This window comes from Amycolatopsis sp. NPDC051128 (genome assembly GCF_040682715.1).
Taxonomy (GTDB): Bacteria; Actinomycetota; Actinomycetes; order Mycobacteriales; family Pseudonocardiaceae; genus Amycolatopsis.
Genome location: NZ_JBFBBN010000005.1, coordinates 184024 through 209264, shown reverse-complemented (window position 1 = coordinate 209264; position 25241 = coordinate 184024). Strand labels below are relative to the sequence as shown.

Here is a 25241-nt window from a genome sequence, read left to right as displayed (position 1 = left end):
ACCCGCGTTAATCACCATTCCTGTTGCTCGCGAGAATGATTTGTGCTCATGATGTCGACATGGTTGATTCGATCGCGATCACGGCCGATCTTTCCGATCCGGAATTCCTGCAAAACCCTTATCCCGTCCTGGCCCGGCTCCGGCGCGAAGCCCCGGTCGCGCGCGTCCGGACCGCGTTCGGGTTCGACGCCTGGCTGCTGACGGAGTACGAACTCGTCCGCGAGTCGCTCGCCGACCCGCGGCTGGTCCGCAACGTGCCGGGCGAGGTGGACCCGATCAGGCAGGGGACCCCGGGCGGCGGGGCCGCGGTGGCCGGCCGCGACTTCGTCCCGCCCAGCGTCCTCGACACCGTCGACCCGCCGGAGCACACGCGGTTGCGCGCGCTCGTCCAGCCGGCCTTCACCGGCCATCGGATCGACGGGCTCGTCGGCCGGATCGAGACCGTGGTCGCGTCCCTGATCGACGAGCTCGCCGAGACGCCGGAGTGGGACGTCATCCCGCGGATCGCTTACCGCCTGCCCTTGGCGGTGATCGGGGACCTGCTCGGCGCGCCGCGGGGCGCCGACCTCGAACTGATGCGGATCACCGGGGGCTTGCTCGCGGAGGACACCGACGAGGACAGCTTCATGGCCCACCGCGTCGCATTGCACTCGCTGCGCGACTACCTGGTCGCGCTCATCGACGAGAAGCGCCGGCAGCCCGGTCCGGACCTGACCAGCACCCTCGCCGAAGCCGTGCCGTCGTCGGACGAGGTGGCCGGGTACGAACTGGTTTCGCTGCTGGTCAACATCGTCGTCGCCGGCTACGTGACCACGGGCAACATGATCGGCAGCGGGGTGGCCGCCCTGCTGACGCACCCCGACCAGCTCGCCCTGCTCCGCGAAGACCGCGGGCACATTCCTTCGACGGTCGAGGAGTTCGGGCGCATCGAGGCGCCGTTCACCTCCGTGCTGGCCTTCGCCGCGGAGGACCTGACCTACGGCGAGGTCGCGATCAATCGCGGTGACGCGGTGATCGCCTCGCTGACCGCGGCGAACCGCGATCCCGCGCGGTTCGCCGACCCCGACCGGTTCGACATCACGCGCACCGACCACGGGCAGCTCGCCTACAGCCGCGGCATCCACCGCTGCCTCGGCAGCCACCTCGCGCGCGTCGAACTCGCGGTCTTCCTCAAGCTGCTCCTCGACCGCTTCCCGGTGCTGGAGCTGGCCTGCGCCCCGGAAGACCTGCGGTGGCGGGCCATCGGCGAGATCCGCGGGCTGCGAGCCGTGCCCGTCCGCACGGCCTGAGCGGGCTACGCCTCCCGGGCGTGGATCGGCGGCCGGGCTCGCAGGCCGGTCCAGTTCCGCTCGACGTAGCCGAGTGCGGACTGCCGGTCGGCCGGCCCGGCCGCGATCCGCCAGCCGGCCGGCACTTCGGCGAAGGCCGGCCACAACGAGTGCTGGTTCGCCTCGTCGACCAGGACCAGGTAGCGACCGTCCTGGTCTTCGAACGGGTTGGTTCCCACGAAGTTCCCTCCACACCAGAGATGTTCCCGGCCGGACCGGCCGGGCGCGGCTACGCGTCGACCAGGCCCTCGTCCGCCACCGCGAGGGCGTTGGCCCGGCGCACCGCGACGCGGTCGACCTTTCCCGCGGTGCTGACCGGGAACCGGCGCCAGCGCACGAACCTGACCGGCGCGTGCGTCGGCGTCATGTGCCGGGACACGTGGTCCCGCAACGCGTCGAAGCCCGGTGGGCTGTCCGCGGCCAGCACCACCCCGGCGTGCAGTTCCTCCACGAGGTCCGCGCGGCGGTGGCCGTACACGCACGCGTCGACGACCCCGGGGTGGCCCACGAGCACCTTCTCGACCTCCGTCGGCGCGATCTTGGTGTCGTGCACCTTGACCACGTCGTTCATCCGGCCGAACAACCGCAGATAGCCGGCGTCGTCGAAACTGCCGTAGTCCCCGGTGCGCACCCAGCCGTCGCGCAGCACCGCCTCCGTCAGCTCCGGATCGGCGGCGTAGCCCCGCATGCCGTACGGGCTGCGCACGGTCACCTCGCCGACCTCGCCCACCGGTGTCTCCCGGCCGGTTTCCGGATCGCGGATGACGACGTCGATGTCGGGCCGCGGCCGGCCGACGGTCGTCCGCAGCGCGGGATCGCCGTGGCCGTCGGCGGGCAGCATGGCGATCGGGCCGGCCTCCGTCGTCCCGTACGCGTAGTGCAGCACGCCCGGGAAGACGGCGAGCGCCTGCTCGACGCGGTCCGGCGACGCCGGGCAGCCGCCGTAGAGCAGTCCACGCAGGGATGACAGGTCGGCCGAGCGCACGGCGGGGTGGGCCGCCAGCTCGTAGAGGAGCGGCACGCCGATGAACGTGTCGGTGATCCGGTGCTTTTCGATGTCCCGCAGGAACTGTTCCGGCTCGAACCGTTCGCGCAACAGCACGCTGCCGCCGGAGGCCATCGCCACGTCGGCCAGGACGCCGCCGGTGTGGCTGGCCGCGCTCACCACGAGGAAGTGCTTCGGTTCGTCCGCGCCGGCGAGCACGAGGTCGTTCCACGCGGCGAAGGGCTTGTACACGCCTTTGGGGCGGCCCGTGCTGCCGCTGGTGTAGATCACCGTCGAGCACTCGGGAGCCCGGGGCTCGAACTCCGTCCGGTAGCGGCCGAGCGGCCGGCCGTCCACCGTCACCGTGTCGCGGATCGGCCGGCCCACCCCGCACAGGTGCGGCTGGTCCGGCAGCAGCGCGGCGATCTTCCCGACCCGCTCGGCGTTCGCGTCGTCGAAGACCACGAACGACGCGCCGGTCTCCCGGATCATCCGGGCCCGGGCCGCGACCGAGAGCTCGTGCGTTACCGTCCCGTGGTTGGCGCCGCTGATGTGCACGACGACGGCGCCGAGCAGGTGCGTGGCGTAGCGCGCCACCAGCATCCACGGGCTGTTCACCGCGGTCAGGATCGCGACCGTGTCCCCGGGACCGGCACCCGCTTCGCGCAGCGCCGACGCGACCCGCAGGACCGCGTAGCGCACTTCGGCGGCGGTGAACGTCTCGTCGCGCCAGCGGAGGACCGGCCGGTAGCTGTCCGCGGCCAGTTCGCCCAGGACGCGTTCGACGTAGTGCCCGGGGATCGCCGGCTCAGTGCCTGACATGGCTGTCCCACTTCCCGTTGGAGGTCTGGAGCTGTGGCCGGTCGAGGCCCCGGGGCGAGAGCGACCGGCCCGCGACGTAGGTGCCCTGGCCGGTGATCGCGCTCGCCCGGTCGTCGACCAGGAATTCCGCCACGTGCGCGACGCCCGCCGAGTAGGGCTCGGCGCCGTCGCCGGCCGGGCTCAGGCGCGGGCGGGGGTTCGTGGCGCAGGCCAGCGGCGCGATGTAGTTCGCGGTGATGCCGAACGCCGCCAGCTCGACCGCGAGGGTCCGGGTGAACCCGATCAGGCCGGACAGCACGGTCTGCGCGTCGCGCCACTCGTCGTCCCCGGTGCCGGTGGCCACGCCGACGTTGATGACCCGGCCCCACTTCCGGCGGGCCATGTGCGCTGTGGTGGCCCGGCAGCAGACGAACAGCGAGCGCAGCCGGCGCCGGACCGTGCCGATGTGGTGCTCGAGTGACGGCGACCGATCGGCTCGGACGCCGAGCGGGACGCCGGTGACGAGGACGGCCGGCCTGCCGAGTCCGGACCCGACCGCGCGTACCGCGGTCTCGAACGAAGTGCTGTCGGCGCAGTCGGCTTCGAGGGCGACGCACCGCCGGCCGGCCCGCGCGATCTGCCGGGCGGTCTCGTCGAACCCGGTGTGGTCGGTGTCGATCAGCGCGACGTCGAACCCGCCGCGGGCGAGCCGGACCGCGACCGCCGGGCCGACGTCGGCGTGCGCGCCCGCGATGACGGCGACCCGGGTCACCGGGCACCCGGCTGCTGCAAGTTGCGTCGCATGGCGATTCTTCCCGATCGTTCGAATGCCGAACCGTGCTTTCCGGCCAAGGCTAAGCAACGCGCGACGAATCGGACCATGTGATTCCGGTGGAAAGAAAGAGCCCCGCCACCGGCAGTTTCCCGGCAGATGCCCCGATCCACTGGCCGGGAAAGTCCGGCGGTCCGCATCCTGGTGAAAGTGGTGTTCGAAAAAACCGGCCGCGCCGAACAGAGGAGTCCACCGTTGCGAATACTGTTCACCACCCTGTCCGGCGTCGGCCACCTGTTCCCGATGGTGCCGCTGGCGCGGGCGTTGCGGGAGGCGGGGCACACCGTGCTCGTCGCCAGTGACGACGAGTTCGCCCCGGCGGTGCGGGGAGCGGGTCTGCCGGCCACCGCCGTGCTGCCCCCGAGTGACCTGTCCACGCTGCTGAAACCGCCGACGGGCGTCACCTTCGGCCGGTTCGACCCGCGACGGGCGGCCGAGGGCAGCGGACGGCGGTGCGGCGAGGCGGCCGTCCGGGCGCTGCCGGCCGTCCGGCGGCTGGTGACGGAGTGGCGCCCGGATCTGGTGATCTCCGAGCCCATGGAGCTGGCCGGCCCGGCCGCCGCCACCGAATCCGGCGTGCCCTGGATGCGGCACCACTGGGGGCTGTTCCCGCCGGAAGGCATCCTGGCCGCCGCGACCGCGTCGATGACGGCCGCCGGGCTGCCACCGCTGGCCGAGCCCGTGCGGACGCTCGACATCTGCCCGGCCGGCCTGCAGTTCCCGGCGGAGGTGCCGGTGACCCCGATGCGGTACGTCCCGTACCACCGGCCGGCCGACGTACCCGCCTGGTTGACCGGTGGCGCGCCCGCCCGGCCCCGGGTGTGCCTGACCATGGGTACTCTGCTGCCCCAGCGGGATCCCGAGGCCGCACCGCTGTGGCGGCGGCTGCTGGACGAGTTCCTCGGGCTCGGCCACGAGGTGGTCATCGCCATCGACCCGAAGCACCGGTCGGTGCTGGGCGAGTTGCCCGACGGCGTGCGGGCGGACTGGGTGCCGCTGGCCGTCCTGCTGCCGACGTGCACGGCGATCGTGCACCACGGGGGGATGGGGAGCTCGTTGACGGCCGCGACGTGCGGCGTGCCCCAGCTGATCATCCCGCACTTCGGCGACCAGTTCCGCAACGCCGGCCGGCTCACCGAAGCCGGCGCGGGCATCAGCCTGCCCCGGACCACGGAGGACCCGGCGGAGATCGCCGCGGCCGCCGCCGGGGTCGTCGGCGCAGACGACCTCAGGGAGGTTTCGCGGCGGTTGGCGGCGGAGAACGCGCTCCGGCCCAGCCCGGCCGAGGTGGCCGCACAGCTGGCCGAGCCCGCGACGACGCCGACGGCGTGAACCGAGCTGCCGGGCGGCGGGTGCGGGAATCCTTCACCCGCCGCCCGGCAGCGCCGTTCACCGGGGGAGTGCGGGATCGCCGGCCGGAACGTACCGATCGAGCAATGTGGACAGATACCCCGGCCCGAAGCCGAACGTGTCCACTTCGGGCACCAGCCGCCGCAAGCGGTCCAGGCTGACTACCGGGGCGCTCGCCGGCCGGTGCACCACCCGCTTGACGGCCGTCGTGCCGAGCCGGGTCTCGATGCCGGCGATGACGCGCTCGACCGGGACCGGCACCCCGGACGCCACGTTCACCACGGTGTCGCGCACCCGGGCACCCAGCAGACCGTCCAGCGCGGCGAGGACGTGGCGGACGTCCACCAGGTCCCGGGAGACACCGCGGCGCACGAGCACCGAACCGGACCGGACCTGGGCGATCAACGCCGGCAGCAACTGGTGCTCGCGTTGACCCGAGCCGACGAGGTTGCTCAGCCGCAAGGTCAGCCAGCCGGCTCCGCTGGCCGCCAGCACCGTTTCCAGCGCCAGCTTGTGGCGGCCGTACGCCGAAGTGGGGAACACCGGCCCGGTCTCGGTGCCCGGTGACGGCGTCCCGTACAGCACCGGCGACGCCGTCGAAAAGAACACCACCAGCCGGCCGCGGTCCCGGCACTCGAGCGCGACGCGGTACAGCAGCTCGGCTTCGCGGTCGAATTCGGCCGCCGAGTCCACGATCGTGCTCGACACGCCGGCCGCGATCGCCGTCACGCCGGGGTGCCGGTCGCCGAAGTGCGCGCGCAGGTGCGCGGCCAGGAAACCGCCGCCGATCACCTGCATCGCGGCCGGGCGCTCATATCAGCGCCCGCAGCGCCGCGACCAGCGTCCGGGCCTGGACGTTGAGGTAGTGGCGGTGCTGCAGCAACACGGTCAGCTGGCTCAGCGTCAGCCACTGGAACTGGCCGTCCGGCCGGACCGAGAACCCGTCGTCGACCTCGAGGATCACGTACCGGCTCCGGGCGTCGTGGAACCGGCCGCCCTCTTCGGAAAGCTCGACGTCGAACCAGGTCCGCTCCGGGCGCCGGGCACGCACCAGGTCCACGTAAGGCGGCCGGCTGCCGGGCGGCAGGTGCCGGTAGTTCTCCGGGACGCACTGCACCGTGGGCGCCAGCTCGACGACGTCCAGGTACCCGGGCTCGACCCGGGCGTTGATCAGGGCGTGCATCACCCCGTCGAACCGCTTGACCAGCAGCGCGACGATGCCGACGCCGTGCGGCTCGAGCAGCGGCTGCTGCCACGAGTCGACCTCCCGGCAGCCGGCCCGCACGTCCACGGCCACGACGCTGAAGAACCGGCCCGACTCGTGGGCGATGGCGGAGTCCGTCCGGTGCCAGCGCTCGATCTCGCGCAGCGGCACCGGTTCGGTGACCAGCTCGTGCTCGGTGTGCATCCGGGTGATCCAGCTGAGCACCTCCGCCGTGGTGTGCAGGCTGCCCGAGCCGCCGTCCGCCGAGCGGGCGATCGCCGGGCGCGTCGCCCCGCCCCGGTCGGCCGCCGCCGGCAGGCAGGACAGGACCGTCCGGGCGTCCATGTTGACCACGTTGTCCAGGTGCAGCAGCCGGTGCAGCTGCCCCAAGGTGAGCCAGCGGAAGTCGTCACCGGCTTCGACCTCGGGTCCGACCTCCACGACCATGTTCCGGTTGCGCTTGCGGTAGAACCAGGCGCCCTGCTCGGACTGCAGGACGTCGGCGATGACCTGCCGCGGGTCGGCCGGGGCGAAGTGTTCCAGGTGGGGCACCACCCGGCCGCCGTGCACCCGGGTGTAGTTGCTGCGGGTCGCCTGGACCGTCGGCGCGAGCTGCAGCCCGTTCGGGTTGCCCGGCTCCGCCTTGGCCTGCATCAGGCAGTGGAGCACGCCGTCGATCTCGCGGACGGCGATGCCCAGGATGCCGATCTCGGGCTGGTGGATGATCGGCTGGGACCATTCGCGCACCGGCCCGAAGTCGCTGCGCACCCGCAGGCCCTCGACCGAGAAGAACCGGCCGCTGGCGTGCGCGAGGTTGCCGGTGTCCGGGTCGAAACCCCAGCTGCCCAGCTCGGCGAAGGGGATCCGCCGCACCTCTTGGACGTGGTGCGGCCGGCGGCTTTCCAGCCACGCCAGCACTTCCCGGTGGGTCAGCACGCCGTCGACCGTCGCGGCGGACTCGGCGATGCGCTCGGGCAGCGAAGCGTCGGTGTGGCGCAGCAGCCCGGTGGACGTGGCCGTCGGCATTCGGATCCTCCGTTACGTCAGCAGGACCGGCAGTGCGGCGAGCCCGCGGAACGCGGGGATCTCGACCCCGAGCCACGGCACCTGCGCGGCGGGCACGGCGAGCCGGGTCCCCGGGAAGCGCGTGAACAGCGTCGACAGCGCGATCTGCGCTTCCATCCGGGCCAGTGGCGCGCCGAGACAGTAGTGCGCCCCATGGCCGAAGCCGAGGTGACCGCTGTTGGCGCGGCCGAAGTCGACCGTGTCGGGATCGGGGAAGCGGGCCGGGTCCCGGTTGGCCGCGGCGATCGCGATCTGCACGAGCGCGCCCTGGGGGATGACCTCGTCACCGATGCGGATCTCTTCGGTGGCGTACCGGAAGGTCGCGTTCTCGGCCGGCCCGTCGAAGCGCAGCAGCTCTTCGACCGCGTGCGCCATCAGCGCCGGCCGCGCCCGCAGCTCGGCCAGCCGGTCCGGGCGCTGCAGCAGGTGGAAGATCGAGTTGCCGATCAGGTTGCCGGTGGTTTCGTGGCCGGCGAACAGCAGCAGCCACGCCGACGACACGAGCTCGCGCTCGTCGAGCCGGTCGTCGTCGCGGGCGCTCACCAGCGAGCCGATCAGGTCGTCGCCCCGCTCGACGCGCTTGCGGGCGATGAGGTCCACCAGGAACTCGTGCAGCCGGCCTTCGGCCTCCTGCTGGGCAGTGGTGGACTCCTCGTCGAACCCCGTGTGCGCCACCGTCGCCGACCACCGCTGCACGTCCGCCCGGTCCGCTTCCGGCACCCCCAGCAGCTCGCAGATCACCGTGATCGGCAGGGGGAAGCTGAACGCGTCCATGAGGTCGACCGGTTCCCCCAGGGGGATGCCGTCGAGCAGCTCGTCGGTGATCGCCTGCACCCGCGGCCGGAGCGCTTCGACCCGGCGCGGGGTGAAAGCCAGGTTGACCAGCCGGCGCAGCCGGGTGTGCTTGGCCCCGTCGGAGTTGATCATGTTGTCGTCGAGGTGCACCGAGCTGTCGCCGAAGATGGCGACGTAGGCGTCCCACGCGCCGTACATGTCCTTGCTGAGCCGGGGATCGGCGAGCGCGGCCCGGGCGTCTTCGTAGCGGGTGATCACGTAGGTCGGGAACCCGTGGGGCGCCGTCACCGGGCACGCCGCGGCCGACTGGCGCAACCGGGCGTAGGTCGGGTACGGGTCCCGGCGGAAGTCCGCCGTGAACATCTCCGAAACGGGGCTGCTGCCCGCGATCTCCGTCATCCGAGGGCTCCCTTCGCGTCGAACCTGACCGGCAGCTCGTAGACCGAGCGCAGCAGCAATCCCGGACGCCAGCGCAGCTCGGCGGGCTCGACGGCCAGCCGCAGGCCGGGCAGCCGCCGCACTACGGCCGAAAGCCCCGCGGTGCTCACCATCTGGCCCACCTTCTGGCCGAGGCAGTTGTGCGTGCCGATGCCGAACGCGATGTTGAGCTCGCCCTGCCGAGTCACGTCGAGCCGTTCGGGCTCGTCGTAGTGCCGGGGATCCCGGTGCGCGGCGGTGATCACCGGGCACACGACCGCGCCCTTCGGGATCACGGCGTCGCCGTAGTGCAGGTCCTTGGCGGCGAACCGGAACGTCGCCGTCTGGGTCCCGCTGTCGTAGCGCAGCAGCTCGTTGACGGCGTTGTCCATCAGCTCCGGCCGGGTCCGCAGCAGCTCCAGCTGGTCCGGGTGGGTGAGCAGCGAGTGCAGCGCGGTCCCCAGGAAGGCGGTGACCGAGTCGACGCCGGACAGCACCATCGTGACCACCATGGCCAGCAGTTCCTGCTCGGTCATCTCCTCGCGGTCGTGGGCCCGGACGAGATCGCTGATCACGTCGTCGTCCAGCCGCGCGCGGCGCAACCGGATCACTTCGAGCACGAGGTCGCGGATCTCGTGCTTGATGCGGTCGAAGTCCTCCGAGTGGTGCTGGTAGCTGGGGCTGGTCAGGTTGCGGCCGAGCTCCCGCAGCCGGGCCCAGTCGGCCGGCGGCAGCACGTGCACCCCGACCAGCTCGCCGATGATCCCGTCGGCCAGCGGCGAGGCGTACCCCTCGATCAGTTCCGCTTCGCCGTCGGCGGCGAACTTGTCGATCAGCTCGTCGGCGAGCCGTTCCGCGGGCTCCTGCAGCGAGCGCGCCTGCCGCGGGGTCATGTTCTTCGCGATCACGCGGCGCAGCCGGGTGTGCTCGGGCGGGTCGAGCATGGACAGGTTGCGGTGGAACGGTTTCAGCTCCGGGTCCATCAGCTGGTGCGCCGCGAGCGAGCCCTCGGTGACCGAGCTGCGGTCCTTGACCAGGTCGGGATCGATCAGCGCCGCGCGCACGTCGTCGTAGCGCGTGAGGAACCAGAGCCGGTTCAGGCCACCCGGGTAGAACCGCTGGGAAACCCCGTCCTCCTCCCGCATGTGCTCGTAGGTGGCGTGCGGGCAGGCCACGAACTCGGGACTGAAGAGCTCGGGCACCGCGTCCTGCTGGGTCATCGGCGTTCCTCGTCGGTGAAGGTGACGGGCAGTTCGCGGACGGCGCGCAGCAGGATGCCGGGCCGCCAGTCGAGGGTGTCGGCAGGCGCGGCGAGCGCCAGGCCGGGGAGCCGGCGCAGGACGGTCTCGAGCGTGATCCGCGTCAGCATCCGGCCGAGTTCCGCGCCGAGGCAGTTGTGGATGCCGTGCCCGAGCGCGACGTGGTGCTTGGCGTCCCGCGTGATGTCCAGCCGATCGGGGTCGGGGAACCGCTCGGGGTCGCGGTTGGCCGCGGCCAGGGTCAGCGCGACGACCGCGCCGCGGGGGATCACCGTGCCGCCGAGCTCGACGTCTTCGCTGGTGAACCGGAACGACGCGGTCTGCATGGCGCCGTCGAACCGCAGCAGCTCCTCGACCGCGTTGTCCATCAGCTCGGGGCGGGACCGCAGCAGCTCCAGCTGACCGGGGTCGAGCAGCAGCGCGAGCAGAGCGTTGCCGAGGAAGGCGGCTGTCGTGTCCATGCCGCCGAGCACGAGGGTGACCACCAGGCCGAAGAGCTGGTCGGCGGACAGCTCGCCGCGATCGGCGGCCGCGATCAACGCGCTGAACACGTCGGGCCCCGGGTTCTCGCGGCGCCGCGCGATCAAGACCTCGACCATCGCCTTGATCTCGAACTTGATTTCGTCGTAGTCGACGGTCGTCGCGCTGTTGTCCGGGGTGGTCAGCCGGTTGCCGAGCACCCGCAGCCGGTTCCAGTCGAAACCGGGCCAGTCGTCCTCGGGCCGGGAGCCGAGCATGCCGCCGATGATGTGGTAGCACAGCGGAACGGCGAGGTCGCCGACGAGCTCCGCTTTCCCGTCCGGCCGGAACCCGGCGACGAGCTGGTCGGCGTAGGCCGCCGCCTTGTCGGCCATCGCCCGGATGCGGCGCGGGGTGAACTCCTTGGCCACCAGCCGGCGCAACGTGGTGTGCTCCGGCGGGTCCAGCATGATCAGCGTCCGGTGGAACGCGGCCAGGTCGGGATTTCCCCGCCCTTTCGCCAGCCCGCCCGTCGACACCGATTCGCGGCTCTTGCGGAAGCGTGGGTCGCGGAACGCCGCGCGGACGTCTTCGTAGCGGGAGACGAACCACACCTGCATACGCTCGCCGGCGTACCGCTTGCACACCACCGGTTCTTTTTCACGGAGTGCCTGGTATGTAGGGTACGGATTTGCGGTGAACTCTTCGCTGAACAATGCGGGAGCGTCTGTTTTCGGCATGGTCACCTCGAGTGGCCTGACTGGGAAAGAAACTCGAACTCGACGTCACCGACGACCTTATTGGCTCACCACGGGCCGGACACCTGAGAGAACGGCAGCAGTGTTCCGGCGGTTTCGGTGCACGTTCCGTCGGCGCTCCTCCGGCCCGCCCAACGGTGCCGCGGGCCGCTCGGGCGAACTTGGATAAAACGGACTTAGGCGACATCAGTGCCTTGACAACATGTAAGACGCGTTGATAGACAAACTCATATCTTCCGAACGAGACCCTCCGAGGGTGCGCCATATGGAGATCGACAGTCGGCCGCGGTCATCCGCCGCCGCCCAGCTGTGTTCGCGCCACCCGGAGCCGCTCGGTGAGTGGGACGGGTCTCCGGATTCCCCTTCCTGTGCCGCCGGGTTCCGGCTCGCGGTCGACCGCGAGCTGCGCGGCCGTTCGCCGACGTCCGCTTGATCCTTGCTCTCGGGCCCGTCCGGGCACCCTCGACGCCGAGGTGCGGTGACCAGAATTCCACGACTTGATCTCCGGGCAGGGAGATCGAGGGTACTGTGGTACAAGTCAAAACTGGGGGTTGGTAGCTGGGGTGAAGTTCAGCGCGAACTGAATTGATCGGATAGTGCACTCCGTCGGGTGGCGGGGTGTGTGCAATCGGTGATCGCGGGCCGGGGGAGTTGTCGGGCGACGACTGGGGGCGCGTGGTTGCCGATCAAGGGTACTCGCTGTTCGGTCGGCTATTTCGCGATGGGACCGGCGGGAAATTCTATGGGGGTCTTGTGTTCGAATCAAACGAATCATTCAGAGTTGAATTGCGGAGATTGCGCATCAAATCCGGCGTGACGCAGGAAGAATTGGCGGAAGCGTCGGGTATCAGCGTGCGGGCGATCAGCGACCTCGAGCGGGGCCGGACCCGCCGTCCGCAACGCAAGACGGTGGAGCTGCTGGCCAGCGGGATGTGCCTGGACGAGCACGACACGGCTCGGCTCGTCCAGGTCGCCCGGAAGTCCACGTTGCAGGTGTCGCTGCCGCACGCCGTGGCCGGCGCGGTCCGATGCGGCCACGACAAGACCCGTTTCGAGCCGGCGGAACCGGGCCGGATCTGCGAGCTGCCGCCGCGGCTGCCGGGACCGCACACCACACTGCCGGACTACCCGGTGCTCGACGACTTCCTGCAGTCCGTGGCCGCGGCCGAGACGTTGGCCCCCGCCAACGGCAACACCGCGTTCATCGTCGGGTCGCCGGGGGTGGGCAAGACGACGGCCGCGGTGCACGCGGCCTACAAGTGGCGGCACCTGTTCCCGGACGGTCAGCTCTTCATCGACCTCTGTCCCGATGGCCAGTCGGCGATGCGGCCGCTCGACGTCGTGCGGCGGTTGTCCCGCTCGGTCGGCGCGCCAGTGGTGGAGGGCGCCGACCTCGAATCAGCCGCCGCCGCGCTGCGCAGCTTCCTGGCCAGCCGCCGGCTGCTCATCGTTCTCGACGACGTGGTCAGCGAAGCCCAAGTTCGTGCGGTGCTGCCGGGCGTCAGCGCAAGCGCGGTGCTCGCGGTGTGCCGGCGCAGGTTCCCGGCGCAGGCGGGCATGCCAACGGTCTCGGTCGAGCCGCTGTCGGTCGGCCTGTCCGTGGCCCTGCTGGCGGCGGCGCTCGGCGAGCAGCGGATAAGGGACGAGTACGACGCGGCGATCGGGCTGGCCACCCTGTGCGGCGGGCTCCCGCTCGCGCTGCAGTGGGTGAGCGGCCGGCTGCTGCGGAATCCACATTGGACACTGCACCGGATGTTCACGGCGCTGATCAACCCGCAGACGAGGAAGGAGCTGATCGGTTCCTGCCGGATGGACCACAGCGGCCGGTTCTACACCCTGTACGAAGAGCTGTCCCCGGACACGCAGCGCGCGTTGTCCGCGCTGTCGCACATCCACGCCGACGAGTTCACCTTGGACATGGCGGCCACGGTGCTCGGCACCTCGGTCGACGACGCCGAGCGGATGATCGAGCACCTCATGGAGTGGCAGATCATCTCGGTCTACTACGACTCGGCACGTGCGGCCGCGTTCCGGATAAACCCGTTCGTCCGCACGTTCGCGGTGAGCGTGTCGGAGGCGAGCGACCCGCTGGCCGACCTCGAGAACGTCCGTCAGCGGGCGACGACAGTCCTGGGCATCCAGGTGTGACCGCCGGCCGATGACGTCGGACCGCACGGCGGGGGACCACCGTGCGGTCCGGCGTGTCCGGGCCGGGGCTGCTCCGGACTGGTGGCCGCCGTGTTCGATGGTCATGCGGTGATCCTTTCCGGGATGCGAAGCTGCTATTATCCTCTCCGGCTGCCCTGACACCGGGCAGCCAGGCGAAGGCGATCCAGCGCACCGGGCCGGGCCGGCTGCGGCTGGAGAAGAACGGGCTCGTCCAGGTGACGAAACGACCGTCCGGGGTGGGCCCGCCGCGCAAGCTCTACGCGCTCGACGACGCGCTCTTCAAGGTCGGGCCGATCGACGGCCGTCTTCCTCAACCGGGGTGGCAGTACCGCGCCGCTGGCCCCACATCGGGGTCTGGCTATTCGGGGTGGTTCAGTACCTTGTCGGCGAATGTCTCGATGATGTCGGCGAGGAGTTTCGGGGCTTTCAGGTCCGCGCCGTGGTCGCGTTTGTGCATCACGACCTTGTCGGCCTGAGGCATCACGTGCTCGATGGCGTCGAGCCGTTCGGTGAGTCGCGCTGGGCTGCGGTCGCCGCCGAGCAGCAGGGTGGGAACGGTGACCTGAGCGTAGGTGTCGAGGCGGACACCGAGCCGGTCCAGTGCTTCGAGGTCGTCGATCTGGGCGGGCACGAGTTCGCGGTAGTGCGGAACGAGTGAGCTGAGGGTGCCGGCCAGCCGGGCTTGCCACGGTGGCAGGCCGACGGTGTCCCGCATGAAGATCGTCAGGGCGGTGCCGGGTTTGCCGGCGGCGATCGCGGCGCGCGCTCTGGTGGTGACCTCGCCGTTCTCGCCGGCCAGCGGCCGGCTGGTCACCGCGGCGGGTTCGAAGATCACCGCGCCGGCGAACGAGCGCGCGGATGCCGCGAGGGCTTCGAGGGCGACTACGCCGCCGGAGGAGTGGCCGTAGACGATCAGCGGCTCGCCGACCGACGCGGCGACCGCGAGAACGTCGTCGACCTCGTCGGCGATCGAGCACGGCCCGCTGGTCTTGAGGTCCATCCGGTACTGCCGGCGGTGTAGGCGTACGACTCGGAACCGGGTGGCGAGGAGGCCGGCGAGGTTCTTGGTTCTGGTCCCGTCGTCCAGCCCGGGACCGATGATCAGCACGGCCGGTCCTCGTCCTTCGTCATACACGCGGACATCGGTTCCGTCGGCCGAGGTGATGGTGTCCATGTCGTCTCCCCTTCACGCTGCCTTAGCAGTGCTAAGGATGGCTTTAGCGCTGCTAAGGTGTCAACCGATGTGCGCGACCAAACGGCCCGGCGTGACCCGGCACACGATGATCGAGACGGCGTTGCGGCTGCTGGACGAGGTCGGGCTGGACGGGTTGACGGTGCGCCGGCTCGCCGCCGAACTCGGTGTCCAGTCACCCGCGCTGTACTGGCACATCCGCAGCAAGCAGCAGCTGCTCGACGGCATGGCCGAGGCGATCATCGTGGCCGCCGGGATGGGCCCACCCCGTGACGGCGAATCGTGGCAGGACTGGCTCGCCCGCCGGGCCCGCGCCTACCGCCGGTCCCTGCTCACCCACCGCGACGGCGCGCGCATCGTCGCCGGTGCCGCCTGGCTCAGCCCGGCGACCATCCAGATGTTCAACGACGAGCTGTCCGCCCTGGTCGACCGCGGCTTCACCCCGGTCCTCGCGTTGCGCGCCATCGCCACCATCTCCCAGTACGTCAACGGATTCGTCCTCCTGGAACAGGCCAAGCCCCGCGAACCCACCGAAAACCCGGCGGACCAGCTCGCCATGCTGGCCGGTCTGCTCGACGGGGGCGCGTCGGCCCCGTTGCTGGTAGCGATCCGCGAAGGCGGCACCACCACTGGCGATGACGCGTTCGAACACGGCCTTCGCACGCTGATCGAGGGCACAGACGCGACGCTCACCGGTGTCCGGAGTAGCTGAGACCTTGTCACGGGGTGGGTGCGCCGGCCGGGCGCAAATCGGACGGTCTTGGCGACTGCGAGTGCAGCAGGCCGTCAATCGGGGAGTCGTGTCTTGAGCACCACACCTGAGTTCGCGGTTCCGGACGTCGTCGACAGCCCCGTGACGTCGAAGCCACCGTCCGGGCGGGCGGTGCGGTGGCTGCTGGAACACCGGGTCGCGCCGCGGCGGCACCGCCCCGGTCGTCCACGTCGGCGGCTGACCGGCGAAACCTCCGTGAATCCGCGGTGAATCCCACTGCGCGCATCCTCCTCCTGAACGTGGCCGTCGGGGTCACGGTGAGGAAGGGAGGCGCATGGACAGCGCTGCATCCGCGATCGCGGTGACCGGGCTGCGCAAGTCGTTCGGTGACCAGGTCGTGCTCGACGGCATCGACCTCGAGGTCGCGGCGGGGACGACGTTCGCGCTGCTGGGGCCCAACGGGGCAGGCAAGACCACCGCGGTGCGGATCCTCTCCACGCTGATCCGCCCGGACGGCGGGCAGATCCGGATCGCCGGGCACGACCTGGCCACGGAACCCGACGCGGTGCGGTCCGCGATCGGGGTCACCGGCCAGTTCTCCGCCGTGGACGACCTGCTGACCGGCGAGGAGAACCTGGTCCTGATGGCGGATCTGCTCCACCTGGACCGGGCCGGAGGACGGCGGCGGGTCGCCGAGCTGCTCGACCGCTTCGAACTCACCGACGCGGCCGCGAAGCTCGCGTCGACCTACTCCGGCGGCATGCGCCGCCGGCTGGATCTGGCGATGACGCTGGTGGGGGAACCGCGCGTGATCTTCCTCGACGAGCCGACGACCGGGCTCGACCCGCGCAGCCGGCACGTGATGTGGCAGACCGTCCGGGACCTGGTGGCCGGTGGCGTCACGATCTTCCTCACCACGCAGTACCTGGAGGAGGCCGACGAGCTGGCCGACCGGATCGCGGTCCTCGACCGCGGCGAGATCGTGGCGGAAGGGACCGCGAAGGACCTGAAGCGCAGTGTGCCCGGCGGTCACGTGCGCCTGCAGTTCCGCGACCTCGCCGAGCTCGACGCGGCCGCGCGTGCGTTCGGCGAAGGACGGCGAGACGACGAAGCCTTCACTCTCCAAGTCCCGGGCGACGGCGGTGTCCGTGCGCTGCGGGTCGTGCTGGACCGCCTGGAAGGCGCCGGGATCGACGCCGGCGAGCTGTCAGTGCATACGCCTGATCTCGACGACGTGTTCTTCGCCCTCACCGGCCACTCGACCACCGCGAAGGAGACGGCGCGATGAGCGACGCGACGACCATGGTGCGGCGTAACTTCCGGCACACGCTGCGCAATCCGAGTGCGGTGATCATGACGATCGCGCTGCCGGTGGTGCTCCTCCTGCTGTTCGTCGGGGTGTTCGGCGGCGCGCTGACTATGGGCCTCGGTCCGGCGTCGCGGGGACGCGACTACATCGACTACCTCGTCGCCGGGATCCTGCTGATGACCGTCGGCTACGGGGCCTCGACCACGGCGATGGCGGTCAACCGGGACATGACCGCCGGCATCATCGCCCGGTTCCGCACGATGGCGATCTCACGCGCGTCGGTGTTGACCGGGCACGTCGTCGGCTCGACCGTCCGAACCCTGGTGAGTGCCGTGCTGGTGGTCGGGGTCGCCCTGCTGCTGGGATTCCGGCCGGCCGGTGACCCGCTCCGGTGGCTCGGCGCCTTCGGGCTCCTCGCCCTGCTCACGCTCGCCCTCACCTGGCTCGGCGTCGCGGTCGGGCTGGCTGCCAAGACGGCCGAGGGCACCGCGCCGTTCACCTTCGTGACGCAGTTGCTGCCGTTCCTCAGCAGCGCGTTCGTGTCGCCGGAAGCCATGTCCGGCGCTGTCCGCTGGTTCGCGGCGCACGAGCCGTTCACCCCGATCATCGACGCGCTGCGCGGGCTGTTGCTGGGTACTCCGGTCGCCGGGCACGGGGTGGTCGCCGTGGGCTGGTGCGTCGGCCTCGCGGTGGCCGGTTACCTCTGGGCTCGGGCGCTGTTCAGGCGGGATCCGAGCTGATCCCGGGCCCGCAGTGCGGCGGACGCCGCGGTGCGGAGTTCGTCGTGGCTCAAGCCGGCGTACGCCGAGACTGCTTCGGCGTACGCCGAGGGGTCGGCTTGGGCCGCGACGTCTCGCAGCCGCGTGACCGACATGGCCGGCTGGAACGACCGCTGCACCCCGAACCGCTCCGCCAGCGCGATCAGGCGCACCCCCGTCGCCGTGGCGCCACGGTCCAGGTCGGTCACGGCCAGGGCCACCAGGAGTGACCCACAGGCGGGAAACTCCACAACAGGCGCGGAAGTGACCATTGTGGACAGTAGGCCCGGCAGGGCCGCGACGAGACCGGTGACGAGGTCCAACCGGCCGTGCCGGGCGTGGGTGACCACGGCGACGGACTGGACCTCCCACTGCCACAGCCCGGTGGCGGAGGTGGTCCGCAGGTGGTCGGCGGCCTCCCGCCACAGGCGCAGCCCGTCGTCGACGTCGCCGCGGCTGAGCAGGATCTCGGCGCGGGAGCAGACGTCGAACATCGGCACCGCGAGCGTGTCGTCGTCCTCGCCGGCTCCCGGCTGCAGGCCCCGCTCGGCCTCGTCGAACGCGCCGCGTTGCAGGTTCGCCAGCACCTTCGCCCAGCGGCCCCGGGTGGAGGTGGCGCGTGCGCCGAGGTCTTCGAGGAGCGACAGCGCCACGTCGATGTGCCGCAGAGCTTCGTCGCCCGGCTCGACCTGCAGGCACAACTCGTCGACGCGAGAATGGGCGAGAGCCACGGGGAGCGGCATGCCGTCGATCTCGAGCCGGGCGAGCATCCGGCGGGCTTCCCGCAACGCGCCTTCGAGGTCGTTGACGCTTTCCCTGGCATAGCTGGCGATGTAGCTCGCCATGCCCGCGAGCAGCGGCTGCTCGCTGTCGCACAGTCGTCGCAACGCTTGACCGTCCGGGGCACCCAGGGCCGTCTGGATGGCGCGGACGGGATCGTCCGGCGGCGCCGGCGGCAATCGGCGCACGGTGACCAGCGTGCGCCGCGCCGCCGGCGTGCGCAGGAGGAGGCTGATGAGCGCGCCCAGCACCGTCGCGGTCCGGGTGGCTTCGACGAAAGCGGGAGCCGGACGGTAGTGCGACAGCACCCAGGCGGTGTCCTCGGCCAGCTCGGCGAGGCGGGTGAAGTTGGACTCGGTGACCCACAGGCTGCCCAGGACGGCCGCGGTCGCGGCGACGACCGCGCCGTCGCCGCGGTCGAGCCCGTGGTGCAGGGCCAGCACGAGGTTGTCCTCTTCGACCCGGATCCGCTCGACCGCCCGGACGAGATCGGGGCTGACGACCGCATCGTGGTGCACCGCGCCGAACTCCCGCGCCCAGGCGAGGAAATCACCGATGACGCGGCCGGTCTCGCCGTCGGCCTCTTCACGGCGCGCCGTGCTGAACTCGCGCACCGTCTCCAGCATCCGGAACCGCGTGCCCACCGGGCCGTCCACGGCCTTCACCAGCGACTGGTCGACCAGCTGCTCGAGCACGGTTTCGTCCCCGAGCACGTGGCGGGCGGCGGCGGCAGTGAAGCCGCCGGGGAACACCGACAGGGCGCGCATCGCGGCCTGGCCCGTGTCGTCGAGCAGATGCCAGCTCCCGTCGATGACGCGGTGCAGCGTCTGGTGGCGGTCGGGGGCGTCCCGCGCGGCGCCGCGCAGCAAGGCGAACCGGTCTTCGAGCCGGGCGGCGATTTCGCCGACGGACATGACCCGGACGCGGGCCGCGGCCAGTTCCACGGCGAGTGGCAGGCCGTCCAGCCGTGCGCAGAGCTCGCGGACGGCGTCCGGGGACAGTTCGGCGGCGGGCCGGGCCGCGCGGGCACGCTGGGTGAACAGCTCGGCGGCTGTGGGGAGATCCAGCTCGGGCAAGGCATAGACCGTTTCGGACGACAGGCCGAGCGGGGCCCGGCTCGTGGTCAGCACCCGCAGTTCGCCGTTCCCCGACACCAGGCCGTGGACCAGCTCCGCCGCGCCGCGGACGACGTGCTCGCAGTTGTCGAGCACCAGCAGGACGGGGCCGGCTTCGAGGGCTTCGACCGCCCCGGCGCGCACTGCGGCGGCACTCGCGCCGAACTCGGCCGCGACGGCCCCGGCGACGTCACCGTCCGCGAGGAGCCCGGCCAGCTCGACGAAGTGCACGACCCGTTGCTCGGCCTGCCGGCTCACGGCGTGCGCGAGCCGGGTCTTCCCCAAGCCGCCGGGGCCGACGATCGACACGACCCGCGACGTGCGCAGCAAAGCGCCCACAGCGGCGATGTCCCGGGTCCGGCCCAGCAGAGCGTTCGGTTCGTGGCGGACGCCGTGCCGCTGTACCGGGGTGTCGCGGAGGAGAAGTTCGCGATGCAGCTGCCGCAGGGCGGGCCCCGGGTCGCTGCCCAGTTCGTCGCGCAGCGACCGCCGGTAGTCCTCGTACCGGGCCAGTGCCGCGGGCGGGCCCGCGGTCGCGGCTTCGCAGCGCAGCAGTTCCAGCAGGACTTCCTCGTCCCGGGGCCGGTCCAGCGCCAGCTCGCCGAGCGAGACGGTGGCCTCCGCGTGCCGGCCCAGTCTGGCCAGGGCGAGCGCGCGGGAGCGGGTCAGGGCGTGGTACGTCGTGGCCCGGGTGGCCCGCAGGGCGGACAGCGGATCGTCGAGGAGGCTGTCCGCGGCGCCGCCGTACAGCGCCAGTCCGGCTTCGGCGTGTTCGAGGGCCGCCGCGTGGTCACCCGCACGCGCGTACCGCTCGCTTGACGCCGCTCGGAGCAGCACGGCGGAGCTGTCGACCTGCTCTTCGCCGAGGGTGAGCCGGTAGCCGGTGGGGGTGGTGGCGATGACGTCCCGGCCCAGCCGCGTGCGGGTCCGGGACACCAGGGTCTGCAGGGCCTTGGCCGGATGCTCGGGCAGCTCGTCCCGCCACAGATCGGCCACCAGCCGGTCCGCGCTGCGCCCCGCGCGCAGGTCCCCGGCGAGCAGGGCCAGCAGCGAGCCCGGCCGGGAACCGGTGATCTCCCGGCCGCGGAAGGCGACCCGGGACAGCAGGGTCAGCTCGACGGTCACGACCCTCAGGTTAACCGCGCCCTGTGGGCCGGCCCATGAGGCCGGACGGCTGTGATCCGGATCATCGTTGAGGTTGACCTCGGGTCAGGGTGCACGCTCGGCGCAGCGGCACGACGCCGCCCGGATTCCAGCTTCGAAGGAGCGAACCACCATGTCCGTCACCCTTTCCGATCAGGACAAAAGCACCACCACCGCCGAAGATAGGCCGGAGCTGCGGAAGGCGCTCGAGGAGATCGTCGATTCCGGGTTCGTCGGGGTGTCGGTGCGCGTGCACGACGAGCGGGGCGAGTGGGCCGGGAGTGCCGGGGCGGCCGAGCTGGGCGGGGCCGCGAAGCCGCCGGTGAACGGGCACGTCCGGATCGGCAGCAACACCAAGACCTTCACCGCGGCCCTGGTGCTGCAGCTGGTGGCCGAGGGCAAGGTCGGGCTGGACACCGCGGTGGCCGGCTACCTGCCCGGGTTCGGGCTCGACGAGCGGATCACCGTGCGGATGTTGTTGCGGCACACCAGCGGGGTGTTCAACTTCAGCGGCGAGGTCCTCGACGACGGGACGATCGCGCTCGGGATCCCCGTGCCTTACAGCACCACGGGCCGGGAGTGGCTGGACAACCGGTTCAAGGCCTACCGGCCGCAGGAGCTGGTGAAGCTGGCGCTGTCCCGGCCGGGGCGGTTCGAGCCGGGGACGGGCTGGAGCTATTCCAACACCAACTACGTCCTGGCGCGGCTGCTGGTCGAGGAGGTCACCGGCCGCTCGCTGGCCGAGGAGATGCGGCGGCGGATCCTGGGGCCGCTCGGGCTGTCGGGCACCGTGGTGCCGGACGCCTCGCCGGAGATCCCCGAGCCGCACGCCCACGCCTACTACCGGTACACCGACGCCGGCGAGCCGAAGACGGTCGACGTCACCCGGCAGAACCCGTCGTGGATCTCGACCGGCGGCGACATGATCTCCACGACCCGAGATCTCCACACCTTCATCTCGTCGCTGCTGGGCGGCAAGCTCCTGCCTGCCTCGCTGCTGGCCGAGATGTGCGCCCCGCACCCGACGGGCATCCCGGACATGGACTACGGACTGGGAGTGTTCGTGGTGAAAACGGACACCGGTGTCACCGTCATCTCCCACAACGGCGCCGCCGTGGGCCATGCGGCGCTGATGTACAGCACGCCCGACGGCAGCAAGACCCTGACCGCCGCGCTGAACTGCGTCGACGACGCCGACCTGTCCATCGCGACAGCCTTCCGGAACGCCCAGCGACGGCTCGTCAACGAGGTGTTCTGAGCACCAGGCAAGCTGAGCGGATGGGGAACGGAGTCACGATCGGGCAGGCGGCGGTCTTCGTCGGTGTCACGGTGAAGACGGTGCGGCACTACCACAAGCTCGGCCTGGTCGAGGAGCCGGAACGCGACAGTTCCGGCTACCGGCGGTACGGATCGGCCGAGTTGCTGCGGCTGGTGCAGGTCCGGACGCTGGCCGCCGCCGGGGTTCCGCTGGCCGAGGTCAGGCCGCTGCTCGACGCCGACGCCGCGGGGTTCGCCGCCGCGCTCGCCGACGTGGAGCGGCAGCTCACCGGACGGATCGAGGAGTTGGTCGCCCGGCGGGACACGCTGCACCGGCTCGCCGACGGCGACCGGGCGTTGCTGCCCGACCGGGCGGTGGCGCTGCTGGAGCGGATGCCCGGCCTCGGGTTTCCCGCGGCGGAGGTGGCGGCCACCAGAGAGGGCTGGGTCCTGGCCAGAGCGCTGGTTCCCGAAGGTTTCGACGACTACCTCACCCATTTCGAGCGGGCCCTCGAAGATCCCCGGCTCGTCGCCTTGGGCAGGCGCGTGGCCGAAGCCGCCGCCTGGGAACCGGATGACCCCCGCATCGCGGAGCTCGCCAGCGCCGCGGCCGAGCACTACCTCGCTAACCCCGCGTTGCTGAAGACGGTGACCGGCCTGCAAGCCCGCACCGAGGCCGCGACCCGGTACACGTTGATCGCTCGCCACGGCGAAGAGCGGACACCGGCCGCGGCGCGGCTGGCCGTGCTTTTCGAGGCGAACCTCCGCGCCGCCGGCGTCCCCGTCCCCAGACCGGACGCCGGCCGGTGAGATCAACGCTCGCGCCGCCGCGAGCCGGCGGCCGGCACACGGCGGCACCCAGTGAGTTGCCCACGCTCAGGAGCGGCGTTGCGGGGTGATGCCGCGGCGGGTGTCGCCGGGCAGCGGCCGGACGCGCTGGAGGTCGCGGCGGCTGGTGGAGTGCAGCTGCCAGGGCACGCTGGTAACCATGACGCCGGGTTCGAACAGCAACCGCCCCTTGAGCCGCAGGGAGCTTTGGTTGTGCAGGATGTTCTCCCACCAGCGGCCGACGACGTACTCGGGGATGTAGACGCAGACGACGTCGCGCGGGCTGGCGCGGCTCAGGTTCTTGACGTACGCGACGACCGGGCGCGGGATCTCGCGGTAGGGGGACTCGAGCACCTTGAGCGGGATCTTCATGTCCCGTTGCTCCCACTGCCGCTGGAGGTCCCGGGTGTCGGCGTCGTCGACGTTCACGGTGATCGCGGTGAGCGTGTCGGGCCGGGCGGCGCGGGCGAAGGCGATCGCGCGTTGGCTGGGTTTGTGCAAAGTGGACACCAGCACGATGGCGTGGACGCGGCTGGGCAGCAGCTCGCTCTCGTCGTCGGGCTGGAGCTCTCCGCGGACCTGGCTGTAGTGGCGGTGGATCGCGCGCATCATCACCCACAGCACGGGAATCGCGATGACGACCAGGTAGGCGCCATGCGTGAACTTCGTGATCATGACGACGACGAGGACGATCGCGGTGAGCGTCGCGCCGAGGGCGTTGATCACCCGGGAGCGCTGGATCGCGAAGCGCTCCTTGGCGTCGGTGGTGCCGGCGAGTGCGCGGTTCCAGTGCCTCACCATGCCCGCCTGGCAGAGGGTGAAGGAGGTGAAGACACCGAGGATGTAGAGCTGGATGAGCCGGGTCGTCGAGCCGTCGAAGGCGAAGATCAGGACCGCGGCGACCAGCGCGAGGGCGATGATGCCATTGGAGAACGCGAGCCGGTCGCCGCGGGTGTGCAGCTGGCGGGGCAGGAAGCGGTCCTGGGCGAGGATCGAGGCCAGCAGCGGGAACCCGTTGAACGCGGTGTTGGCGGCGAGGATCAGGATCAGCGCGGTGGTGGCCTGCAGGAAGTAGAACATGATCGTGTGGTCGCCGCCGAAGATGGCGGCGGCGATCTGGCTGATCACGGTTCGCTGGGGGTCGCTGTCGCAGTTTCCCTGGAAGCCGATGAGGTCGCAGGTGTTCTCGGCGATCCGGACCTTGGTGATCATCGCGAGTGCGGTGATGCCGCCGAACATGACGACGGCGATGATGCCCATGGCGGTCATCGTGCGTGCGGCGTTGGCGCTCTTGGGTTTGCGGAACGCGGGGACGCCGTTGGAGATGGCCTCGACACCGGTGAGCGCGGTGCAGCCGGAGGAGAACGAACGCAACAGCAGGAAGACCAATGCCAGGCCGGTCAGCCCGACCTGTTCGGGCCGGACCTCGTAGCCCGCGCTCTCGGCGACCGGGGCGTGGCCGGCGATCAGCTGCCCGAACCCGATCACGATCATCAGCATGACTCCGCCGATGAACAGGTACGTCGGGATGGCGAACGTCCGGCCGGATTCGCGGATGCCGCGCAGGTTCATCGCCGTCAGCAGCACGATGAAGCCGATGTCCATGGCGATGCGGTGGTCGTTGAGCGAGGGGACGGCGGAGATGATGTTGTCGACGCCGGAGGCGACCGAGACCGCGACGGTCATGATGTAGTCGACCATCAGCGCCCCGGCCACCACGAGTCCGGCGGAGCTGCCCAGGTTCTTCGACGCCACCTCGTAGGACCCGCCGCCGCTGGGGTAGGCCTTCACGACCTGCCGGTAGGACACCACCACGACGGTCAGCAGCACGGCCACCGCGAGCCCGATCCACGGCGCCAGCGTCAGGTAGGCGAGGCCGCCGATGCTGAGGATGAGCAGGATCTCCTGGGTCGCGTAGGCCACTGAGGACAGTGGGTCGCTGGCGAAGATCGGCAGGGCGAGCCACTTGGGCAGCAGGGTCTCGCCGAGGGTGTCGCTCCGGAACGGCCGTCCGAGTACCAGCCGTTTGAGCCTTGACGTGGGTGCTGGCACGTACCGCAGCGTGCCTTGCCGTCTTGACGGGTGGCGTAGGGAAAACGTCAAGATCCGGCAGGTGACGTAGGGATTTCGTCAAGGACGCACGCGGCCAGGAATTCGTGACGGTATGTCCGATTTGGATGTTCGGATCGCGATCTACGAGTCCTGTCTGGACGATCGTAGGGGTCGTTCCGACGCTGTCGGTCGAGGAAGTTCCCCGGGACGGCGCTGTCCCGGGCTCCCGCTACGTGCCGGGCGTGGGGAACAGGCCCTGTGCCGCGTGGATGCAGTCGAGGATGTCGTGGGCGAGCTGATCGGCCGGCCGCTGTGTCGCGGCCGGCGTCAGCCGGAGATCGAGGACGTGCCCGTCAAGGCTCACCACGACGGCGATCGCGCCGTCGTGGCTGCTGTGGCTGACGCGGACGTTTCCGGCGGTTTGGCGCGGAACGCTGTCGTTGGTACGGATGTCGGGGTCGGCGGCCAAGGGGATCTCCCGGGTGTGGCGTCCGGCTCGGGTGCCGGATCCGTGCTCGGTCAAGGGTGGCCCTGGCGCGGCGGTCGATGCCAGTTGTTCACGACGGCGATTCCTACTTGTGACCATGTCCGCTGTGGATGCCGTCGCCGTGCGCTCGCCTCAAGGCCTTGTCAGGCGACCGCCGTCAGGGACCTACGGCAGGCACTCTTCCTC

At 71.0% G+C, this 25241-nt stretch carries 21 protein-coding genes and 1 pseudogene; 10 read left to right on the top strand and 12 right to left on the bottom strand.

The features are described from left to right. The first annotated feature begins 59 nt into the window (after window positions 1-59). On the top strand, window positions 60-1289 hold the full coding sequence (locus tag AB0M82_RS08510) for a cytochrome P450 (RefSeq protein ID WP_364718790.1): 1230 nt from the start codon (window positions 60-62) through the stop codon (window positions 1287-1289). 5 nt (window positions 1290-1294) lie between these two features. Here the strand turns inward: AB0M82_RS08510 and AB0M82_RS08505 are convergent, their stop codons facing one another. Genes AB0M82_RS08505 through AB0M82_RS08495 form a run of 3 tightly spaced genes read right to left on the bottom strand, consistent with a single transcriptional unit; the run spans window position 1295 to window position 3886 of the window. Next, window positions 1295-1507, bottom strand: coding sequence for an MbtH family protein (locus AB0M82_RS08505; protein ID WP_364718788.1), 213 nt, complete (start codon window positions 1505-1507; stop codon window positions 1295-1297). A 50-nt stretch (window positions 1508-1557) separates the two neighbouring features. After that, entirely contained in the window at window positions 1558-3135 is a 1578-nt protein-coding gene (locus AB0M82_RS08500; protein ID WP_364718786.1) for a long-chain fatty acid--CoA ligase, read from the bottom strand. Then, window positions 3122-3886 carry an SDR family NAD(P)-dependent oxidoreductase gene (locus AB0M82_RS08495; protein ID WP_364718784.1) on the bottom strand — a complete coding sequence of 255 codons (765 nt, stop codon included), beginning with the start codon at window positions 3884-3886 and terminating at the stop codon, window positions 3122-3124. Before AB0M82_RS08495 ends, AB0M82_RS08500 begins: the two co-directional genes overlap by 14 nt. A 255-nt stretch (window positions 3887-4141) precedes the next feature. On the opposite strand from AB0M82_RS08495, the gene AB0M82_RS08490 reads away from it, so the two are divergent. Continuing rightward, window positions 4142-5278, top strand: coding sequence for a nucleotide disphospho-sugar-binding domain-containing protein (locus AB0M82_RS08490; RefSeq protein WP_364718783.1), 1137 nt, complete (start codon window positions 4142-4144; stop codon window positions 5276-5278). Between the two features lie 57 nt (window positions 5279-5335). Here AB0M82_RS08490 and AB0M82_RS08485 read toward each other — a convergent pair whose 3' ends face one another. The 5 genes from AB0M82_RS08485 to AB0M82_RS08465 are packed head-to-tail and all read right to left on the bottom strand — an operon-like array spanning window position 5336 to window position 11142. Further along, window positions 5336-6094, bottom strand: a complete 759-nt coding sequence (locus tag AB0M82_RS08485) for an NAD-dependent epimerase/dehydratase family protein (protein WP_364718781.1) — start codon at window positions 6092-6094, stop codon at window positions 5336-5338. A 13-nt stretch (window positions 6095-6107) separates the two neighbouring features. Next, complete coding sequence (locus AB0M82_RS08480) at window positions 6108-7526, bottom strand: NDP-hexose 2,3-dehydratase family protein (RefSeq protein WP_364718780.1); 1419 nt, start codon at window positions 7524-7526, stop codon at window positions 6108-6110. Window positions 7527-7538: 12 nt separating this feature from the next. Then, window positions 7539-8759: a cytochrome P450 gene (locus AB0M82_RS08475; RefSeq protein WP_364718779.1), complete on the bottom strand. Its 1221-nt coding sequence runs from the start codon at window positions 8757-8759 to the stop codon at window positions 7539-7541. After that, entirely contained in the window at window positions 8756-9997 is a 1242-nt protein-coding gene (locus AB0M82_RS08470; protein WP_364718778.1) for a cytochrome P450, read from the bottom strand. Before AB0M82_RS08470 ends, AB0M82_RS08475 begins: the two co-directional genes overlap by 4 nt. After that, window positions 9994-11142, bottom strand: a complete 1149-nt coding sequence (locus AB0M82_RS08465) for a cytochrome P450 (protein ID WP_364718777.1) — start codon at window positions 11140-11142, stop codon at window positions 9994-9996. The genes AB0M82_RS08470 and AB0M82_RS08465 overlap by 4 nt, the downstream gene beginning before the upstream one ends. A gap of 729 nt (window positions 11143-11871) precedes the next feature. On the opposite strand from AB0M82_RS08465, the gene AB0M82_RS08460 reads away from it, so the two are divergent. Beyond that, window positions 11872-13401, top strand: a complete 1530-nt coding sequence (locus tag AB0M82_RS08460; RefSeq protein ID WP_364718775.1) for a helix-turn-helix domain-containing protein — start codon at window positions 11872-11874, stop codon at window positions 13399-13401. 206 nt (window positions 13402-13607) lie between these two features. After that, window positions 13608-13697 (top strand): annotated as a pseudogene (locus tag AB0M82_RS08455) (PadR family transcriptional regulator); the annotation flags it as partial. Between the two features lie 83 nt (window positions 13698-13780). Here the strand turns inward: AB0M82_RS08455 and AB0M82_RS08450 are convergent. Continuing rightward, window positions 13781-14596: an alpha/beta hydrolase gene (locus AB0M82_RS08450; protein WP_364718774.1), complete on the bottom strand. Its 816-nt coding sequence runs from the start codon at window positions 14594-14596 to the stop codon at window positions 13781-13783. Window positions 14597-14663: 67 nt separating this feature from the next. On the opposite strand from AB0M82_RS08450, the gene AB0M82_RS08445 reads away from it, so the two are divergent. From AB0M82_RS08445 to AB0M82_RS08430, 4 genes are all read left to right on the top strand, one after another. Then, the gene (locus AB0M82_RS08445; protein WP_364718773.1) at window positions 14664-15326 is read left to right on the top strand and encodes a TetR/AcrR family transcriptional regulator C-terminal domain-containing protein; all 663 of its coding nucleotides are present in this window, start codon (window positions 14664-14666) and stop codon (window positions 15324-15326) included. A 93-nt stretch (window positions 15327-15419) separates the two neighbouring features. After that, window positions 15420-15596, top strand: a complete 177-nt coding sequence (locus AB0M82_RS08440) for a hypothetical protein (RefSeq protein ID WP_364718772.1) — start codon at window positions 15420-15422, stop codon at window positions 15594-15596. A 64-nt stretch (window positions 15597-15660) separates the two neighbouring features. Further along, entirely contained in the window at window positions 15661-16614 is a 954-nt protein-coding gene (locus tag AB0M82_RS08435; protein ID WP_364718771.1) for an ATP-binding cassette domain-containing protein, read from the top strand. Next, a complete protein-coding gene (locus AB0M82_RS08430; RefSeq protein WP_364718770.1) occupies window positions 16611-17375 on the top strand; it encodes an ABC transporter permease in 765 nt (254 codons plus the stop codon). The genes AB0M82_RS08435 and AB0M82_RS08430 overlap by 4 nt, the downstream gene beginning before the upstream one ends. Here AB0M82_RS08430 and AB0M82_RS08425 read toward each other — a convergent pair. Next, window positions 17333-20413, bottom strand: a complete 3081-nt coding sequence (locus tag AB0M82_RS08425; RefSeq protein WP_364718768.1) for a BTAD domain-containing putative transcriptional regulator — start codon at window positions 20411-20413, stop codon at window positions 17333-17335. The genes AB0M82_RS08430 and AB0M82_RS08425 overlap by 43 nt on opposite strands. 151 nt (window positions 20414-20564) lie before the next feature. Between AB0M82_RS08425 and AB0M82_RS08420 the strand changes: the two genes are divergently transcribed. Continuing rightward, complete coding sequence (locus AB0M82_RS08420) at window positions 20565-21689, top strand: serine hydrolase domain-containing protein (protein WP_364718766.1); 1125 nt, start codon at window positions 20565-20567, stop codon at window positions 21687-21689. A 20-nt stretch (window positions 21690-21709) separates the two neighbouring features. Further along, a complete protein-coding gene (locus tag AB0M82_RS08415) occupies window positions 21710-22498 on the top strand; it encodes a MerR family transcriptional regulator (RefSeq protein WP_364718764.1) in 789 nt (262 codons plus the stop codon). Window positions 22499-22564: 66 nt separating this feature from the next. Here AB0M82_RS08415 and AB0M82_RS08410 read toward each other — a convergent pair whose 3' ends face one another. Together AB0M82_RS08410 and AB0M82_RS08405 are read right to left on the bottom strand one after the other, a co-directional pair. Then, window positions 22565-24568, bottom strand: a complete 2004-nt coding sequence (locus AB0M82_RS08410) for an APC family permease (protein WP_364718763.1) — start codon at window positions 24566-24568, stop codon at window positions 22565-22567. A 229-nt stretch (window positions 24569-24797) separates the two neighbouring features. Beyond that, complete coding sequence (locus AB0M82_RS08405; protein WP_364718762.1) at window positions 24798-25091, bottom strand: hypothetical protein; 294 nt, start codon at window positions 25089-25091, stop codon at window positions 24798-24800. Between the last annotated feature and the right edge of the window lie 150 nt (window positions 25092-25241).